The organism is Bradyrhizobium sp. (genome assembly GCF_030646015.1).
Taxonomy (GTDB): Bacteria; Pseudomonadota; Alphaproteobacteria; order Rhizobiales; family Xanthobacteraceae; genus Bradyrhizobium.
In genome coordinates, this window is sequence record NZ_JAUSLT010000106.1 from 50222 (window position 1) to 67387 (window position 17166).

15 protein-coding genes are annotated in these 17166 nt (G+C 64.1%); 8 read left to right on the forward strand and 7 right to left on the reverse strand.

Annotation, left to right across the window (positions count from 1 at the left end; genetic code table 11):
* Positions 1-57 precede the first annotated feature (57 nt).
* The 4 genes from Q7T45_RS17255 to Q7T45_RS17270 all read right to left on the reverse strand — a co-directional run bounded on the left by Q7T45_RS17255 (position 58) and on the right by Q7T45_RS17270 (position 6648).
* Positions 58-3201, reverse strand: a complete 3144-nt coding sequence (locus Q7T45_RS17255) for an efflux RND transporter permease subunit (RefSeq protein ID WP_304872167.1) — start codon at positions 3199-3201, stop codon at positions 58-60.
* Positions 3201-4112, reverse strand: coding sequence for an efflux RND transporter periplasmic adaptor subunit (locus Q7T45_RS17260; protein ID WP_304872192.1), 912 nt, complete (start codon positions 4110-4112; stop codon positions 3201-3203). Before Q7T45_RS17260 ends, Q7T45_RS17255 begins: the two co-directional genes overlap by 1 nt.
* A 174-nt stretch (positions 4113-4286) precedes the next feature.
* The gene (locus Q7T45_RS17265) at positions 4287-4955 is read right to left on the reverse strand and encodes an OmpA family protein (protein WP_304872169.1); all 669 of its coding nucleotides are present in this window, start codon (positions 4953-4955) and stop codon (positions 4287-4289) included.
* Between the two features lie 166 nt (positions 4956-5121).
* Entirely contained in the window at positions 5122-6648 is a 1527-nt protein-coding gene (locus tag Q7T45_RS17270; protein ID WP_304872170.1) for a caspase family protein, read from the reverse strand.
* 362 nt (positions 6649-7010) lie between these two features.
* Between Q7T45_RS17270 and Q7T45_RS17275 the strand changes: the two genes are divergently transcribed.
* Together Q7T45_RS17275 and Q7T45_RS17280 are read left to right on the forward strand one after the other, a co-directional pair.
* Complete coding sequence (locus Q7T45_RS17275) at positions 7011-7817, forward strand: N-acyl homoserine lactonase family protein (RefSeq protein ID WP_304872171.1); 807 nt, start codon at positions 7011-7013, stop codon at positions 7815-7817.
* A 14-nt stretch (positions 7818-7831) separates the two neighbouring features.
* Positions 7832-8176: a RidA family protein gene (locus Q7T45_RS17280; RefSeq protein WP_304872172.1), complete on the forward strand. Its 345-nt coding sequence runs from the start codon at positions 7832-7834 to the stop codon at positions 8174-8176.
* A 318-nt stretch (positions 8177-8494) separates the two neighbouring features.
* Here the strand turns inward: Q7T45_RS17280 and Q7T45_RS17285 are convergent, their stop codons facing one another.
* Positions 8495-9034, reverse strand: coding sequence for a MarR family winged helix-turn-helix transcriptional regulator (locus tag Q7T45_RS17285; protein WP_370691298.1), 540 nt, complete (start codon positions 9032-9034; stop codon positions 8495-8497).
* A gap of 108 nt (positions 9035-9142) precedes the next feature.
* Here Q7T45_RS17285 and Q7T45_RS17290 point away from each other — a divergent pair, with 108 nt between their 5' ends.
* The 5 genes from Q7T45_RS17290 (at position 9143) to fahA (ending at position 15026) form a co-directional block, all read left to right on the forward strand.
* On the forward strand, positions 9143-10759 hold the full coding sequence (locus tag Q7T45_RS17290) for an FAD-dependent oxidoreductase (RefSeq protein ID WP_304872174.1): 1617 nt from the start codon (positions 9143-9145) through the stop codon (positions 10757-10759).
* Positions 10760-10768: 9 nt separating this feature from the next.
* On the forward strand, positions 10769-10996 hold the full coding sequence (locus Q7T45_RS17295) for a DUF2783 domain-containing protein (RefSeq protein ID WP_304872177.1): 228 nt from the start codon (positions 10769-10771) through the stop codon (positions 10994-10996).
* Positions 10997-11172: 176 nt separating this feature from the next.
* Positions 11173-12126 carry an MBL fold metallo-hydrolase gene (locus Q7T45_RS17300; RefSeq protein ID WP_304872179.1) on the forward strand — a complete coding sequence of 318 codons (954 nt, stop codon included), beginning with the start codon at positions 11173-11175 and terminating at the stop codon, positions 12124-12126.
* Between the two features lie 58 nt (positions 12127-12184).
* Complete coding sequence (hmgA, locus tag Q7T45_RS17305) at positions 12185-13531, forward strand: homogentisate 1,2-dioxygenase (RefSeq protein WP_304872181.1); 1347 nt, start codon at positions 12185-12187, stop codon at positions 13529-13531.
* Positions 13532-13757: 226 nt separating this feature from the next.
* Complete coding sequence (fahA, locus tag Q7T45_RS17310) at positions 13758-15026, forward strand: fumarylacetoacetase (protein WP_304872183.1); 1269 nt, start codon at positions 13758-13760, stop codon at positions 15024-15026.
* 133 nt (positions 15027-15159) lie between these two features.
* Here the strand turns inward: fahA and Q7T45_RS17315 are convergent, their stop codons facing one another.
* Positions 15160-15471 (reverse strand): DUF1272 domain-containing protein, encoded by a 312-nt coding sequence (locus Q7T45_RS17315; RefSeq protein WP_304872184.1) that lies wholly within the window; start codon positions 15469-15471, stop codon positions 15160-15162.
* A gap of 298 nt (positions 15472-15769) precedes the next feature.
* Positions 15770-16246, reverse strand: coding sequence for an Lrp/AsnC family transcriptional regulator (locus Q7T45_RS17320; protein WP_304872185.1), 477 nt, complete (start codon positions 16244-16246; stop codon positions 15770-15772).
* 121 nt (positions 16247-16367) lie between these two features.
* Between Q7T45_RS17320 and Q7T45_RS17325 the strand changes: the two genes are divergently transcribed.
* Positions 16368-17166, forward strand: a 799-nt coding sequence (locus Q7T45_RS17325; RefSeq protein WP_304872187.1) for a 4-hydroxyphenylpyruvate dioxygenase family protein, incomplete at its 3' end; no start/stop codon positions are given.

Sequence of the window (17166 nt, forward strand, 5' to 3'; positions counted from 1 at the left end):
CCAGCGGGCGGCGCTTCGCGCCGACCGTGGGCTCCATCCGGGCTACGGAGCCCCATCCTACTCCGCCGCGGGCGAATGCGCGATGGCCGGTGCCGGCTTGTGGCCGCCGGAATGATCGCCCGGTCCGGGCTCGTTCTCGCCGCTGGAGGCCAGCAGCTTCTTGCCGAAGCGCCAGATCAGGGCGCCGAGGTCGTCCATCAGGATGAACATCGCGGGCACGAACACCAGCGACAGCAACGTCGAGAACACTAGGCCGCCGATCACCGCCAGCGCCATCGGCGAACGGAATTCGCCGCCGGCGCCGAACGCCAGTGCCGAGGGCATCATGCCGGCTGCCATCGCGATGGTGGTCATGACGATGGGACGCGCGCGCTTGATGCCGGCGTCGATGATCGCCGCGTCGCGCGGCGCGCCCTCGCGGATCGACTCGACCGCGAATTCCACCAGCATGATGGCGTTCTTGGTGACGATGCCCATCAGCATCAGGATGCCGATCCATACCGGCGTCGTCAGCTGCTTGCCGGTCAACAGCAGCGCCGCGATGGCGCCGCCGATCGAGAGCGGCAGCGAGAACAGGATGGTGATCGGCTGCAGGAAGGTGCCGAACAACAACACCAGCACTGCATAGACCATCATCAGGCCGGTGGTGATCGCGGTGGCGAAACCTTCCGACAGTTCGTTGAGGCTTTCGGCGTCGCCCGAGGGGCTGACCTTGACGCCCTTGGGCAGGCTCTTCATGACCGGCAGGTCGTAGATTTTCTTGGTGGCGTCGCCGAGCGCCGCGGAGCCGACGAGGTCGGCGGCCACGGTGGCCTGACGTTCCCGGTCGTAGCGGTTGATGCTGGTCGGCCCCTGATCGAGCCGGATGTCGGCGACCACCGAGAGCGGCACGCCGCCCTTTTCGCCGCGCTGGCCCAAAGGCACCCGCAACTGTTCGAGGATCTGCAGGTCGCCGCGCGCGCCGTCCTCGAGCTGGACCCGGATCGGCACCAGCCGGCCGCCGGCGTCGAATTTCGCCAGCGCCGGGCCGACGTCGCCGATGGTGGCGACGCGGATGGTCTGCGACAGGCTTTCGGTGGAGACGCCGAGCCTTGCCGCCAGCTCTGCCCGCGGCTGGATGCGAAGCTCCGGCCGGTCGAGCGAGGTTTCGGAGATCACGTTGGAGATGATCGGAATCCGCTTCATCTGCGTCGCCAGCTCGCTGGCGACATTGCCGACGATGTTGCTGTCGACGCCGGTGACGACCAGCGAGATCGCGCGCAGGCCGTTTTCGTCGAGGAACCAGAACCGGATGTCCGGAACGTTCTCGAGATCGCCCGAGATTGCCAGCTCCAGCTCGCGCTGGGTAATCTTGCGGTCGCCCTTCGGCGTATAATTGATGATCAGCGCGGCGCGGCGCACTTCGAAGATGCCCGGAGGCACACGGCCGCCGTCGACGAACACGCTCTTGATCTCGGGCCGCTTGCGCAGGCGCGTCACGATCTCCTCGGTGACCTTCTCGGTATAGGCAAGCTGCGACCCCGGCGGCAGCTCCATCGCCAGCAGCGAGCGCGCGGTGTCCTGCGCCGGCAGGAAGCCCTGCGGCAGCAGCGTGATGCTCCAGATCGAGACGGCGAGGGTGCCGAAGCCGGCCAGCACGGTGATGAAGTAGTGTTTCACCGACCAGGTCACGAGCTTGGTATAGGTCTTCAGGATGCGGCCCGGCGGCGGGTCCTCGTGCGGATGGTCCTTCAGGAAGTAGGCGGCCAGCACCGGCGTGACGAAGCGGGCGGCCAGCAGCGAGAAGAACACCTGCACCGACACCGTGATGCCGAATTGCTTGAAGAATTGCCCGGCGATCCCCGACATGAAGCTTGCCGGCGCGAAGATCGCGATGATGGTCAGCGAGATCGCGATCACGGCGAGGCCGATCTCGTCGGCGGCTTCCAGTGCGGCGCGATAGGGCGACTTGCCCATTCGCATGTGGCGCACGATGTTCTCGATCTCGACGATGGCGTCGTCGACCAGGATGCCCGTCGACAGCGTGATGGCGAGGAAGCTGACCAGGTTCAGCGAGAATCCCAGCATGTCCATCGCCCAGAACGCCGGGAAGATCGACAGCGGCAGCGAGACCGCAACGATGATGGTGGCGCGGATGTCGCGCAGGAACAACAGCACGACGATGACGGCGAGGATGGCGCCTTCGAACAAGGTCGAAATCGCCGCTTCATAATTGCCCTTGGTGAAATCCACCGAGGTATCGATCAGCTTGAGGTCGACGTCGGGATAGGCGCTCTTCAGCGCTTCGATGCGCTTCTGCACGGCGGCGGCGACCACCACGTCGCTGGCGCCCTTGGAGCGCTTGATGCCGAGCGCCACCACCGGCTCGCCGTTCAGGCGCGCGAAGGTGCGGCGGTCGGCGATGGTGTCGGTGACGGTGCCGAGATCGTCGAGACGAACCTCGCCGCCGCCGAACAGCGGGATCATAGTGCCGGCGAGATCGTTCAGGGTCTTGGCACCGGCCAGCGTACGGATCGCCTGGTCGTTCTTGCCGATCTCGGCACGGCCGCCGGCGAGATCGACATTGGTGCCGCGCAGGATCTGGCTGACATTGACCGCGGTCAGGCCCGCGGCCTGCAGCCGGTCGGGATCCAGCGACACCAGGATTTCGCGCTCGACACCGCCGATCCGCTCGACCTGGGCGACGCCGCGCACACCCTGCAGCGCGCGCTTGACCACGTCGTCGACGAAATAGGACAGCTGCTCGGGCGTCTTGCCGGGCGAGATCGCGGCATAGGTGACGATCGGCAGGCCGATCACGTCGACGCGCTGGATCAGCGGCTCGTTGACGTTCTGCGGCAGGTTGGAGCGCACCCTTGTGACGGCGTCCTTGACGTCGTTCAGCGCCCGGTCGGTGTTGGTCTCGAGCGCGAACTGGATTGTGGTCAGCGACAGCCCGTCGGTGATCGACGACGAAATGTGCCGCACGCCCTCGACGCCGGACACGCCGTCCTCGATGGTCTTGGTGACCTGCGATTCCAGTTCGGCGGGTGCCGCGCCGAACTGCGACACCGCGACCGAGATCACCGGGATGTCGGCGCTCGGCAGCCGCGTCACCGCGAGCTTGGTGAAGCTGACCCAGCCCAGTACCAGAAGGATGATGGAGAAGACGATCGACGGCAGCGGGTTTCGGATCGACCAGGCCGAGATATTGAGAGCCATCAGCGCACCCGCGTTCGATCTAGTTCCTCGGCGAACATGGTCTTGATCTGGTCGCCGTCATGCAGCGAGGTGCCCGCGTCGGCGACGACGATTTCGCCGACGTCGAGGCCCTCGAGGATTTCCGTTGATGTGTCGGACACCAGCCCGACCCTCACTTTCCGCGTCTCAACGATGTTTCCTTTGACCACCTGAACGGTCGAATGGTCAATGGCGGTGCGCGGGATCGCGACGCCGCAACTGCGCTTGGCGTCGATGCTGGCGCGCGCAAACATGCCGATCTTGAGCGACGGGTTGTTGGTCAGCGCGATCCGGATATGGCCGAGCTGGGTGGCGCGGTCGATCTGCGGCGAGACCAGCCGCACGCGCCCGATCAAATCGGGCACGTTGTCCCGGCTGATCCGCGCGCCGGCGCCGGGATTTAGCTTCAGCATATGGATCGCCGGCACTTCGGCATCCAGTTCGATCTCGTTGTTGACGGAAATCCGGAACATCGGGCCGGCCTGCGGCGAGGCGGGCGCGCCGGCGATGGTCCTGACTTCGGTAACGAGGCCGGCGGCCGGCGCGCGCAGCACGGTCGGGCCGGGCCGCGTCCCGGGCTGCTGCGGCGGCGGTGTCAGCCGCGCCAGTTCCTGATTGTCGGTGACGATGTCGCCTTCGCGCACCAGCACCTCGGAAACCCTGGAGCCCTCCTGCTCGACGCCGACCACCGCTTCGCGGCGCGGCACGATAAAGCCGGTGACCCGGACCAGGTCGGAGAAGCAGGCGTTGGTGCTCTTGGTGACGATGACCATCGCCTTGGTCGGAATTTCCTTTTCCTCGGGACGAGGACGGTGCCCAAGCCAGTAGTAAACCCCCACCGCGACCACGACGACCACTCCGATCGCAGGCTTGAGATATTCGGAGAGCTTCATCGCCGGATCGATCCAGACCTGTCGGGAGGGAGGTATCAAGACGCTTTATCGCGTTTTCTTTATAGCGTTTTCCGGCGAAGTGGATACCGGCTCGCGCGGGGAAAATGCGTCAAATAAACACAGAGCCTCCGTTCCGGCGCGATCGGAACGGAGGCCCGTGATGGAAAAAATCTACTATTGCTTGGACGCCGTGGTCTTGTTGGCCATGTTGACGACCTGCACGCGGCGGTTGGCTTCCGCCAGCGGCTGGCTCGGATCCTTCAGCTTGCTCTCGCCGTATCCGACGGTCACGAGGTCAGCGCCAGCGATGCCGTATTTTTCGGTCAAATAGCGCTTGATCGAGTCGGCGCGCCGCTCCGACAGGTCCTGGTTGTAACCGTCGCTGCCCGCGGCGTCGGTGTGGCCGGCGACGATGAAGGTCGAGCCCTTCAGATCGGCACTGCTCAGCGCCTTTCCGAGCGCCTGCACCGAAGCCAGCGATTTGGCGCTGATCTCGGCCGAATTGTAATCGAAGGTGATCTCCAGATCGATATTCGGCTTGTCCTTGGCGAGGGTGGCGATTTCCTCGCGCTCGCTGGCCGAGAGCGAACGGCTGGGCCGGCCGCGGATCTTCTGGACGAAACGCCCTTCCTCGGCGGAGATCACCGGTTCAGCCTGCTGCGGACCGACCGACAGGCCGCGGGTCAGCGGCTTCTTGGCCGGCGGCGCCAGCGCCCGCAGGATCTGATCCTCGGTGACCTCGTCGGCGGCGATCGCCCCGGTCATTCCGAAAGACAACGTGGCGCCGATCGTCACGATCGAAAGGATTGCCGTGAGATTGTTCCTTCCAGAGATCTTCGACATTGCCAGTCCCTCCTGCGCGCCTCGCGCGGTTGCAATCCGTTCTCAAATACGCCGCCGGAAAATCGGGCGCAGGCCCGTCGCCTGCCCGGCCCGGCAACTTTCCTGGATTCGTCTCTGCTGCCTGCTCCAGGGTTCAGGCAGCGCCGGTCCCTGCCTCAAATAATCCTCAGCGTATCCCGTAACTCGCGAATTCCTTAACAATATTCGGATCCATCGCCTTGGCATTGGTGATGTCCAGCTCGCCCTCGGAAATCGAGCCGTTTCGCTGCTTGGCGAGGCCGCGGCCGTACAGCGACGAGGTCAGCCGCGGGTTGATCTTGAGGGCGGCGTCGAAATCAGCAATTGCATTCTTGGTCTGCCCACTCTTCAGGTTGACGAGGCCGCGGCTGTCGAGGGCATCGACGAAGTTCGGGCGTAGCCGCAGCGCTTCGTTGCAATCCTTCAGGGCGGCCTGCAGGTCGCCGATCACGGCGCGGGCCCAGCAGCGGTTGTTATGGGCTTCCACGTCCTTGGGGTTCAGCCGCAGCGAGTTGTCGAAATCCTTGATGGCAAGGCTGTAGGCGCCCTTGCTGGCATAGACCTGGCCCCGCCGGTACAGCGCGCCGCCGTCATCCGGATTGGCGGCAAGCTTAGCGGTCAGGCTCTTGATGGTCGGATCCTCGGCCAGCGCCAGAGCCGTCGGCGCCTCGGTTTTTTCCGCTTCGGGCGGAGTGGCGACGATTTCGGGCGGCTTTGGCGGTGCCGGCGGCGGCGTTTCGACACGCGGCAGCGGCGGCGGTTCGACCTTTGCGGCCGGCGGCGGTTGGGGGGGGGCCTGAGGCGTGGCCTGAGGCGTGACTTGAGGGGTGATTTGGGGCGGCGGGGGCGGCGTCACGGGAGGCTTCACCGGCGGAGTAACCTGGGGTACCGCCGCCACCTGACCCTGGCCGGCCGGCTTCGCGCCCGGGATGAAAGAAAAATCCTCGGCCAGGGAGGACGAAATCCACGGCACCTGCTCGCTGCGGGAGGCGCGGGTGACGCCGACCCGGGTCCGGTTCAGGGTTTCCTCGGCCATCAGGTCGGGAACGCGAATTTCCTTGAGCAATTCCTTCACGAACAGGCTGCGGTCGCCGCCATTGTCGCTGACAACGGAAGACAACGCGGCCGAATACATCACCAGCGTTCCGTTCGGCGCGATCACGGGAGCGAGGCCCGCGGAAAAGCTGCGGAACCGGCGCTCGAACGGGTTGCGCCTGGAGGCGTCGATCAGGGCGATCTTGACGCCGGCGCCGCGGCTGTTGATTTCGCCGAGCACCGTCTCCAGGCTGAAGCCATCGCGGCGAACATCGGGTTCGGTCCAGATCTGGGCGTCGACCGGAATCATGTAGCTCTGGCGGCCGGACTGGATGCCGAACCCGCTGAAGAAAACCAGCGCCACCGAGCCGGGCTTGATCTTTCCGTAAAGCTTGTCGAAGGCGCGCCGCATCGCGTCGCCGGTCAGGTTTTCGCCGATCTCGACGTTGAAGCCGTCGCGCTTGAGCTCGTCGGCGACGGCGCGGGCATCGTTGATCGGCTCCTTCAGCGGCGCTTCGGCGTCGGGATATTTGGCGTTGCCGATAACCAGCGCAAACCGTTCGGCGCCCGCGGCGGCGGCCGGGACAATCGGAAGCACCGACAAAGCCGAAATCAGCAACAATGCAAGGCGGATTCTCATAAATCAGCAGTCCAGCCAACTAGGCGCCGACACCAGCTTGCGCCTCGGCGACCTTACTCTACGGAAACCCCATTATCAAACCGGGCCGGCAAGCCCTGTCAACCGTTTGCGAAGCCGATCGTAGCAGCGACAATTAACCGCGACGTGTCAGGGGAATAAATCCCACCCCGGCGGCGGCCTTCTCCGCCCATCAAACAATGTGGGTTCCGCGCGTGTTGCGTCGCAGCGGCCCAGCGAAGGTCAACGGAAGGTCGCCGCGGCGGCTGCGGCGAAGCGTCCGGTTTGACCTTTCCGGGCGGCGGTGGCTTAGCTCCAGGGACCATCTCAACAAATCGGACAATCCAGACAAAGAAGAAGCACCGATGGGAAACGCCTACGAAATCTACGCCCTGCGCTATGCCACGATGTCGCCGCGCACCCCCCACATGAATTACCTGCAGCCGGATCCGCACGAAACCACGGCCCAGGATCTCGACTATTTCGTCTGGCTGATCCGGGGTGGCGGCCGCGACATTCTGGTCGACACCGGTTTCAACGCCGAGGAGGCGCAGGCGCGCGGCCGCAAGCTGACGCTCAATCCGGTCGATGCGCTGGCGCGCTTCGGCGTCGATGCCGACGCCATCAAGGATGTCGTCGTGACCCATCTGCATTACGACCATGCCGGCAATCTCGATCGCTTTCCCAAGGCGCGGTTTCATCTGCAGGATCGCGAGATGAGCTACGCCACCGGACGCTGCATGTGCCACGGCACGCTGCGCCATCCGTTCTCGGTGGAGCACGTCACCTTGATGGTCCGTCACGTCTTCAATGAGCGCGTCACCTTCCACAATGGCGATGGCGAGGTGGCGCCCGGCGTGACCCTGCATCGCGTCGGCGGCCATTCCGACGGCCTGCAGGTGGTGCGGGTCGAGACCGCGCGCGGCCCTGTCGTGCTGGCGTCGGACGCCTCGCATTACTACGGCAACATGCATCGCCGCAGCCCGTTTCCGATCATCTATAACCTCGGCGACATGTTCGATGGCTGGGACATCGCGCACCGGCTGGCCGGTCATCCCGACCGCGTCATCCCCGGGCACGATCCTGTTGTCACCGAGATCTATCCGCGCGTCAGCGACAAGGTGGATGCCTGGTCGCTGCACCTGGCGCCATCGCGCTCATTCGCGAAGTAACTTCGGAGCTGACCATGATCACACGCTTTCCCGGCCTTACATCGACCCGCAGCCGCGCCGTCGTTCACGACGACCTCGTGCTGACCGTGGCAGTGGCGCCCGATCCGGTGTCGTCCTCGATGTATGAACAGAGCGCCAAAGCGCTGGCCCGCATCGACGAGAGCCTCGCGCTGTGCGGCTCGGACAAGAGCAGGATCCTTTCAGCGATCGTCTACATCGCCGACATGAAACGCAAGGGGGAGATGAACCGCGCCTGGGACGAATGGGTTGACAGCAAAAATCCGCCGATGCGCGCCTGCCTCGGCGTCGAGCTCGAACCGCCGCATATCGTGGAGATCGTGGTGACGGCGGTGAAGTGAGGGCGGTCGGGATGGTGCACGGGCGGGTGACGTTGAAGCGCGACTGCGTCAACCGTCATTGCGAGCGAAGCGAAGCAATCCATCTTTCCTGAAACGCCACAGAAGAAAGAAAGCTGGATTGCTTCGTCGCAAGCGCTCCTCGCAATGACGTTGATAGTACTGAGCACTCCGTCCTCATCCTGAGGAGCCGCGCGCGCTTCGCGCGGCGTCTCGAAGGATGGCAGCAAGCGATGTGCCAGATGGTTCGAGACGTGCGCGGGCCAGCGTAAGCGCTGGCCGGACGCACTCCTCACCATGAGGCAGCGAGGCGTGTCGCCCTCAATACGCGTCCGTGGCCCCCGCATCCTTGGCCGTCTGCACCAGTTCGAGGCTGTTCTCGATCTTGCCCAGCAGGTTCGCAAAATCCTTGCGCTCCTGCGCGGAGAGACAGGACAGGATCTCCTGCTCCCGGCGCAGCAGCCGCGGGATCAGTTCCTCGTACAGCGCCTTGCCCTTGCGCGTCATGCGCAGCGCAAATTCGCGGCGGTCGTCGGCGTTCTCGACGCGTTCGACCATTTGCCGCTTCATCAGCGCCGTGACGGCGCGGCTGATGGTGGATTTGTGGGTCCGGGTGCAGTGCGCAATGTATTGCGCGCTGCAGGGCTCAACGCGGAAACCGAGCGTCGCCAGCACGCGCCATTCCGGAATGTCCAGCCCGTAGCGCTCCTGATACTCGACCGAGAGCGCGGAGGAGACCTCGGCCGCCAGCCGGTTCAGCCGGAACGGCACGAACCTGAAGAGGTCGAGTTTTGAGCCTTTTTTAGACGCGTTTTCTTCACGCGAACCGGTAGCCACTTCGCTTGAAAACGCTTTTGGCAAAAATCGCTCCAAATTGAGTTGACGGGCGAACAAGCGTGACGTTTAGATAGTTGCAAGTGAGACTATCATAGCCGGTATCCCGGCCATTGGCCAGAACCAGTTGAGCGCATGGCGAAGCCGTCGAAAATCCAGTTCGGCTACCATCGTCACCCCGATCAGGATCGGGCTGCCGGCGACGCCGCGCGTCACCCGATTGTGGTGGTCGGCGCCGGACCAGTCGGACTGTCGCTGGCGATCGATCTGGCGCAGCGCGGCCAGTCCGTCGTGCTGCTCGACGATGCCGACCGGATCGGCGAGGGCTCGCGCGCGATCTGCTTCTCGAAACGCTCGCTGGAATACTGGGACCGGCTCGGCATCGGCCAGCGCATGGTCGACAAGGGCGTGGTCTGGAGCGTCGGCAAGATCTTTCACGGTGACTCGCAGCTCTATCAATTCGACCTGCTGCCGGAGGAAGGCCACAAGCGGCCCGCCTTCATCAACCTGCAGCAATTCTATGCCGAAGCCTATCTGGTGGACCGGGTGCAGGAATTGGACGGCGTCGACCTGCGCTGGCGCAACAAGGTGACCGGACTGGAGCAGCGCAACGATCATGCGGTGCTGACGGTCGAGACGCCGGACGGACCCTACCGGATCCAGGCCGATTTCGTCGTCGCCTGCGACGGCGCGCGCTCGTCGCTGCGGCAGATGGTCGGCGCGGAATTCGCAGGCCAGGTGTTCGAGGACCAGTTCCTGATCGCCGACGTCAAGATGACGGCGGCATTCCCGACCGAACGCTGGTTCTGGTTCGACCCGCCGTTCCACGCTGGCCGCTCGGCGCTGCTGCACAAGCAGCCGGACGATATCTGGCGGATCGATCTGCAACTCAGCCGGTTTGCGGATCCGGCGTTCGAAAAGCAGCCGGAGAACGTGCGGCCGCGAATCGCGCGTATGCTCGGGCATGACGCGTTCGACTTCGAATGGATCTCGCTCTACAAATTCCAGTGCCGCCGGATGGATAAATTCGTCCATGGCCGCGTGCTCTTTGCCGGTGACGCCGCCCATCAGGTTTCGCCATTCGGCGCCCGCGGCGCCAATTCGGGTCTCGAGGACGCCGAAAATCTCGCCTGGAAACTCGATCGCGTGCTGAGGAAGACTTCGCCGGAAGCGCTGCTCGAGAGCTATCACATCGAGCGAAGTGCTGCGGCCGACGAGAACATCCGCGAATCGACCCGCTCGACCGATTTCATGGCTCCCAACTCGCACCAGGAAGCGCGGCTGCGCAAGGCCGTGCTGTCGCTGGCGAAGGAAACCGAATTCGGCAAGCGCATGGTGAATGGCGGACGGCTGTCGGTACCCACGTCCTATGACTCGCCGCTGTCGACCGCCGATACCGAGGTGTGGCGCGGCGGCCCGCGGCCGGGCGCTTCGATGCCGGACGCGCCGGTGACCGCGCCATCAGGCGATTGCCCCTATTTGACCGATGCCTTCATCAGGACGGGAAAGCGCTTCACGCTGCTCGCCTTCGCCAATGGCGCTGATGTCGAGGCTCCCGATGGCGTCGGCGTGATTCGTGTCGGCCGTCATGACGGGCTTTCCGATTCCGCGGGCCTGCTCGCCGCCCGCTACGATGCCGAGCCCGGCTCCGCCTATCTGCTGCGCCCCGACGGCTATGTCGCGGCGCGCTTCCGGCGGCCGACCCGCGCAGCGATCGACGCCGCGCTGGCGCGCGCCACCGGTCATAGTTGAGGTTCTGATATGGCCTTGTCCACCAGTTCGAATTTCGCCCGGCCGGACGATGCGTTTCGCGCCGTGGTCGAGGCGCATCGCGGATTGAGCGACGAGCAGAGCGCCGATCTCGATGCCGCGCTGGTGTTGATCCTCGCCAATCACATCGGCGATCTCGACGTACTGTGCGAGGCGATTGTGCTGGCGCAACGGCGGATGGTGGATGCAAGTCAGCAGCAGCAACAGCAGCAGCAGTAATAGAAACAGCACGAACATGCCTACAGCCGTCATTGCGAGGAGCGCCCGCCGAAGCCCGTCTTCGGGCGAAGGCGGGTGCGACGAAGCAATCCATTTTGCAGCACAAAGAAAGAATGGATTGCTTCGCTTCGCTCGCAATGACGTTGATAAAGTTATCACACAGGAAAGTTGAATTAATGGCCAAAGGTTTCGCGTCCACCACCGACATGGCGGAGAAGAAGATCACCTTCTCCGAGATCGGCACCGATCTCTATGCCTTCACCGCCGAGGGCGATCCCAATTCGGCTGTGATCGTCGGCGACGACGGCTGCATCGTGTTCGATGCCCAGGCGACGCCGGCGATGGCGAACAAGGTGATCGAGCGGGTGCGCACCGTCACCGACAAGCCGATCAAATATGTCGTGCTCTCGCACTACCACGCGGTGCGCGTGCTCGGCGCCTCCGCCTATCACGCGCAAGCCGTGATCGCCTCGTCGGAAACCTACCGGCTGGTCGAGGAGCGCGGCCAGCAGGATTGGGATTCGGAGTTCGGTCGCTTTCCACGCCTGTTCCAGGATGCGCAGAGCATTCCCGGCCTGACCTGGCCGACGCTGACGTTCGAGGGCGAGATGTCGCTCTATCTCGGAAAACGCGAAGTGCGGCTGATGCAGCTCGGCGCGGGGCATACCTCCGGCGATATCGTCGCCTGGGTACCGGATGCCGAGGTGATGTTCTCCGGTGACCTGATCGAATATCATTCGGCCTGCTATTGCGGCGACGCGCATCTGCGCGAATGGCCGATGACGCTGAACGAAATCCGTTCCTTCAATCCCAAGGCGATCGCGCCGGGACGCGGCGACGCACTGAAGGGTGTGTCGACGGGCCGCGATGCCATCGCGATGACCCGCGATTTCGTCACCACGCTTTACGGCGCGGCCGAATCGGCGGTCGCCAGGGGCCGTAATCTCAAGGAGACGATGGCGTCGACCCGCGAAGTGATGGATCCGAAATTTTCCAGCTTCGCGATCTATGAGCACTGCCTGCCATTCAACGTCTCACGCGCCTTTGACGAAGCCTCGGGGATCGACGATCCCGTGATCTGGACCGACAAACGCGACCAGGAAATGTGGGCCGCGTTGCAAGGCGCATGATCCCGAAAAGTGGGAACCGGTTTTCGGAAGAGATCATGCGCATGATATGGAGGATGACATGAACATCAATACCTCGCCTGATATCATCAACCGAAGCGCGGTCGGTGTGACGCCCGGCTATATGTCGGGCTTCAAGAACAGCTTCGAGACCGAGGCGCTGCCCGGAGCGCTGCCGATCGGGCGCAACTCGCCGCAGCGTTGCGCCTACGGGCTCTACGCCGAACAGTTGTCGGGCTCGCCGTTCACCGCGCCGCGCGGCAGCAACGAGCGCTCCTGGCTGTACCGGATCAGGCCTTCGGTAAGGCACTCCGGCCGCTTCGCCAAAGTCGATGCCGGGCTGTGGCGCACCGCGCCGTGCTTCGAACAGGAAATATCGGTCGAGCAGTTGCGCTGGGATCCGGCGCCGATTCCGAAAGCCGACATGACCTTCCTGCAGGGCGTGCAGACCATGACCACGGCGGGCGACGCCAACACGCAAGCCGGCATGGCCGCGCATGTCTTCCTGATCACCCAGTCGATGGTCGACCAGCATTTCTACAATGCCGACGGCGAGATGATGTTCGTGCCGCAGCAGGGGTCCTTGCGCTTCGTCACCGAGTTCGGCCGGATCGATGCCGAGCCGGCCGAAATCGTGGTGATCCCGCGCGGGGTCAAATTCCGTGTCGAGCTCACGGGCGGCCCGGCGCGCGGCTATCTCTGCGAGAACTACGGCGGCGCCTTCACGCTGCCGGAGCGCGGGCCGATCGGCGCCAACTGCCTCGCCAATGCGCGCGACTTCCTCACCCCGGTCGCGGCCTATGAGGACAAGGACACGCCGACCGAACTGTTCGTGAAGTGGGGCGGACAGCTGTTCAAGACCACGTTGCCGCATTCGCCAATCGACGTCGTCGCCTGGCACGGCAATTACGCGCCGTACAAATACGATCTGCGCACCTTCTCGCCGGTCGGCGCCATCGGTTTCGATCACCCCGATCCGTCGATCTTCACGGTGCTGACGGCGCCGTCGGAAACCCCCGGCACCGCCAACATCGACTTCGTGATTTTCCCGGAGCGCTGGATGGTGGCGGACAACACTTTCCGTCCGCCGTGGTATCACATGAACATCATGTCGGAGTTCATGGGCCTGATCTACGGCGTCTACGACGCCAAGCCGCAAGGCTTTACGCCCGGCGGCATGAGCCTGCACAACATGATGCTGCCGCACGGCCCGGACCGCGAAGCCTTCGACCACGCCAGCAACGGCGAATTGAAGCCGGTCAAGCTGACCGGCACCATGGCCTTCATGTTCGAAACCCGGTTTCCCCAGCGCATCACGACCCATGCCGCGACCTCCGCGACGCTGCAGGACGATTACGCGGATTGCTGGAAGGGACTGGAGAAACGGTTCGATCCGAACAAGCCGTGACCTTTCTTACCCTCCCCTGAAGGGGGAGGGTCGCTCGCGTCCGGCGATGCGCAGCATCGTCCGAAGCGAGCGGGGTGGGGTGACGGTCTCTCGTTTCAAGCGGTGCCGGAGTTGAAAGACTGTCACCCCACCCCGTCTCGCATCTTGCGATGCGAGCCGACCCTCCCCCTCCAGGGGAGGGTGAAGAGAAGTCGCTGGTCGCTAACAATCCCACATCGGAATCACGATGCCCCATCCCAACGATCCCGCCCTCCGCTCCTTCGTCCCGGTCGATCCCGCCTCCGACTTTCCGATCCAGAATCTCCCCTACGGCGTGTTCTCGACCGCAGCCACGCCCGCGCCGCGCGTCGGGGCCGCGATCGGCGACTTCGTGCTCGATCTCGCCGTGCTGGAGTCCGAAGGGCTGATCGATCTTTCGCCCGCCTTCGAGGTGTTCGCGCAAGGCTCGCTCAATGCCTTCATGGCGCTGGGCCCCAAAATGTGGTCGCGGACCCGCGCCCGCATCAGCGAGTTGTTGCGCCACGACAATCCGCAGCTGCGCGACAACAAGATATTGCGCGCCAGCGCGCTGGTGCCGATGGCCGACGTCAAACTGCATCTGCCGATCGCGGTGGCCGGTTACACCGATTTCTATTCGTCGAAGGAGCACGCCACCAATGTCGGCGTCATGTTCCGCGGCAAGGACAACGCGCTGCAGCCGAACTGGCTGCACATGCCGATCGCCTATAACGGCCGCGCCTCCACCGTCGTGGTCTCCGGCACCAGGGTGAAAAGGCCGCGCGGGCAATTAAAACCGCCGAGCGCGGAGGTGCCGAGTTTCGGGCCGTGCAAGCGGCTCGACTTCGAGCTGGAGATGGGCGTCGTGATCGGCCAGCCGTCACCGATGGGCGAGATGCTGAGCGAGAAGCAGGCCGAGGAGATGATCTTCGGCTTTGTCATTCTGAACGACTGGAGCGCGCGCGATATCCAGCAATGGGAATATGTGCCGCTCGGCCCGTTCCAGGCCAAGGCGTTTGCCACCTCGATCAGCCCGTGGATCGTTACCCGCGAGGCGCTGCAGCCGTTCTGCGTGCCGGGTCCGGTGCAGGATCCGGTGCCGCTGCCCTATCTGCAGCAGACCCGGCCTCACAACTACGACCTGCAGCTCGACGTGTCCTTGCGCGCAGCATCGATGAACGAGGCCGCCACCATCTGCCGCACCAATTTCAAATACATGTACTGGTCGTCGGTGCAGCAACTGGTGCACCACGCCTCGTCCGGCTGCGCCATGAATGTCGGCGACCTCCTGGGCAGCGGCACCATCAGCGGGCCGGAGAAGGATCAGCGCGGGTCCTTGCTGGAAATCAGCTGGAACGGCAGCGAGCCGGTAGAGCTCGCCAGCGGCGTCAGCCGGACGTTCCTCGAAGACGGCGATTCGCTCGTGATGCGCGGCTGGTGCCAGGGCAACGGTTTTCGCGTCGGGTTCGGCGAGGTTGAAGGGACGATTGTGGGGTAGAGCACACTGTCGTCCCTGCGAACGCAGGGACCCATAATCACCGGCCGTCGTGTTAGGCGCGGTTTTGGACATGCCGCCTTGACCGAGAGGACAACGCGGTATGGGTCCCTGCGTTCGCAGGGACGACAGCGATTCACCGCTCTTCCGGCGCAATATCCCGAAGCTTCGCCGAATGCGCGGCGACATCCTCGATGCTGTATTTGAGATGCACACGCTTGTCCGACGGCGGATGTTTCGCCACGCACACGCCGGGCCGCCGCTCGGTCGCCGGCCGGATCGGCCGCGGCGCAAACCCGCCGCCGCAGTTCGGGCAGACATTGTGCAGCTTGGTCTCGACGCAATCCGCGCAGAACGTGCACTCGTAGGAACAGATCCGTGCTTCCGTCGAATTCGGCGGCAGGTCCTTGTCGCAATATTCGCAGTTCGGCCGAAGTTGCAGCGCCATGGGTGTCTCGTCTACGGTTCGTCGGTCGCTTAAGAGTTTTTCACTGTCGTGTGCCACACGCTCGGTGCCACCTCTCCCCTTGTGGGAGAGGTCGGATTGCATCGCAGATGCAATCCGGGTGCGGGGTTTTGCTCCGTCGATAGACCTGAACCCCTCACCCCCCCCCTCTCCCACAGGGGGAGAGGGGGCTCACCGTCAGCCTTGCGACATCCAGCCTTATTTCGACATCCATCATCGCAAATCGGCGGCCCGATTCGAAATGCCGAATCTCCCTCGATTTCGGCCATGCGCCGCAAATTCACCGCGCCAACACCTTGAGCGGCAGCCTGGCGCTTTCCTTCAAACGATCGAGCACGATCGAGGAGCGCACATGCGCCACGCTCTGGTGCGGCATCAGCACGTTGTTGACGATATCCGACAGGCTCTTGAGGTCGCGCAGCACCGCTTTCAGCAGATAGTCGGCGTCGCCGGTCAGCGAATAGGCCTCCTGGATATCGTCAACGCGGTTGACCAGCGCGCGAAACCGCTTGGCATTATCGGGCGAGTGGGTCGCCAGCGTGATGTGGATGAAGGCGATGACGTTGAAGCCGAGCGCTTCGCTGGCGAGGTCGGCGTGATAGCCCGCGATCACCTTCTCCTCCTCCAGCCGCATCCGCCGCCGCGAGCATTGCGACGCCGACAGGCCCGCGACATCGGCCAGCTGCTGGTTGGTGAGGCGGCCGTCATCCTGCAGCGCGGCCAGGATTTTCAGGTCAAAAGCGTCGACCGGTATCATGCGTGAGAACCCGATTTATGCACGGATCGTGCATGCCGTGGCGGTAATGCCAATCATTTGCACGCACATTGCGCCCGGTATGACCGATCATTCAAGCCTCTAATCAGGGAGATTTTCGGCCATGGGTCCATTTCCGCACGACGGTCCGCCCGCCACGGTATCCGCCGACAACCCGATGGGCACCGACGGTTTTGAGTTTGTCGAATATGCGCATCCCCGGCCCGAAGAACTGCACGCTTTGTTCAAGCTGACGGGCTATGCGCCGGTCGCCCGGCACAAGACCAAGAAGATCACGGTCTATCGCCAGGGCGACATCAATTATCTCGTCAACGAGGCGCCCGGCACCCACGGCCATTCCTTCGTCGCCGCGCACGGGCCGTGCGCGCCGTCGATGGCGTTCCGGGTGGTCGATTCGAAGCAGGCTTACGCCCGGGCGATCTCGCTCGGCGCCGAGCCCGCGGATATTCCGGCCGCGCAGAAGACACTCGACGTCCCCGCCATCAAGGGCATCGGCGGCAGCCTGCTGTATTTCGTCGACCGCTACGGCGCCAAGGGCTCGGCCTACGACGCCGAGTTCGAATGGCTGGGCGCCGGCAATCCGCGGCCTGAGGGAGCCGGGCTGTATTATCTCGACCACCTCACCCACAACGTCCATCGCGGCCGCATGGATGTCTGGACCGGGTTCTACGAAAAATGGTTCAACTTCCGCCAGATCCGCTTCTTCGACATCGAGGGCCGCGCCTCCGGCCTGTTCTCCCGCGCCTTGACCAGCCCGGACGGCAAGATCCGGATTCCGATCAACGAGGACGCCGGCGATTCCGGCCAGATCGAGGAATATCTCAGCGTCTATCGCGGCGAGGGCATCCAGCATATCGCCTGCGGCTGCAAGGACATCTACCAGACGGTCGAGGCGCTGCGCG

What these genes read in the sequence shown, in the direction of transcription:
- Q7T45_RS17295 (WP_304872177.1), top strand. Translation starts at nt 10,769, where the DNA reads ATGGCCTTGTCCACCAGTTCGAATTTCGCCCGGCCGGACGATGCGTTT.
- Q7T45_RS17300 (WP_304872179.1), top strand. Translation starts at nt 11,173, where the DNA reads ATGGCCAAAGGTTTCGCGTCCACCACCGACATGGCGGAGAAGAAGATC.
- Q7T45_RS17265 (WP_304872169.1), bottom strand. Translation starts at nt 4,955, where the DNA reads ATGTCGAAGATCTCTGGAAGGAACAATCTCACGGCAATCCTTTCGATC.
- Q7T45_RS17270 (WP_304872170.1), bottom strand. Translation starts at nt 6,648, where the DNA reads ATGAGAATCCGCCTTGCATTGTTGCTGATTTCGGCTTTGTCGGTGCTT.
- Q7T45_RS17260 (WP_304872192.1), bottom strand. Translation starts at nt 4,112, where the DNA reads ATGAAGCTCTCCGAATATCTCAAGCCTGCGATCGGAGTGGTCGTCGTG.
- Q7T45_RS17280 (WP_304872172.1), top strand. Translation starts at nt 7,832, where the DNA reads ATGATCACACGCTTTCCCGGCCTTACATCGACCCGCAGCCGCGCCGTC.
- Q7T45_RS17255 (WP_304872167.1), bottom strand. Translation starts at nt 3,201, where the DNA reads ATGGCTCTCAATATCTCGGCCTGGTCGATCCGAAACCCGCTGCCGTCG.
- fahA (WP_304872183.1), top strand. Translation starts at nt 13,758, where the DNA reads ATGCCCCATCCCAACGATCCCGCCCTCCGCTCCTTCGTCCCGGTCGAT.
- Q7T45_RS17320 (WP_304872185.1), bottom strand. Translation starts at nt 16,246, where the DNA reads ATGATACCGGTCGACGCTTTTGACCTGAAAATCCTGGCCGCGCTGCAG.
- Q7T45_RS17315 (WP_304872184.1), bottom strand. Translation starts at nt 15,471, where the DNA reads ATGGCGCTGCAACTTCGGCCGAACTGCGAATATTGCGACAAGGACCTG.
- Q7T45_RS17275 (WP_304872171.1), top strand. Translation starts at nt 7,011, where the DNA reads ATGGGAAACGCCTACGAAATCTACGCCCTGCGCTATGCCACGATGTCG.
- hmgA (WP_304872181.1), top strand. Translation starts at nt 12,185, where the DNA reads ATGAACATCAATACCTCGCCTGATATCATCAACCGAAGCGCGGTCGGT.
- Q7T45_RS17290 (WP_304872174.1), top strand. Translation starts at nt 9,143, where the DNA reads ATGGCGAAGCCGTCGAAAATCCAGTTCGGCTACCATCGTCACCCCGAT.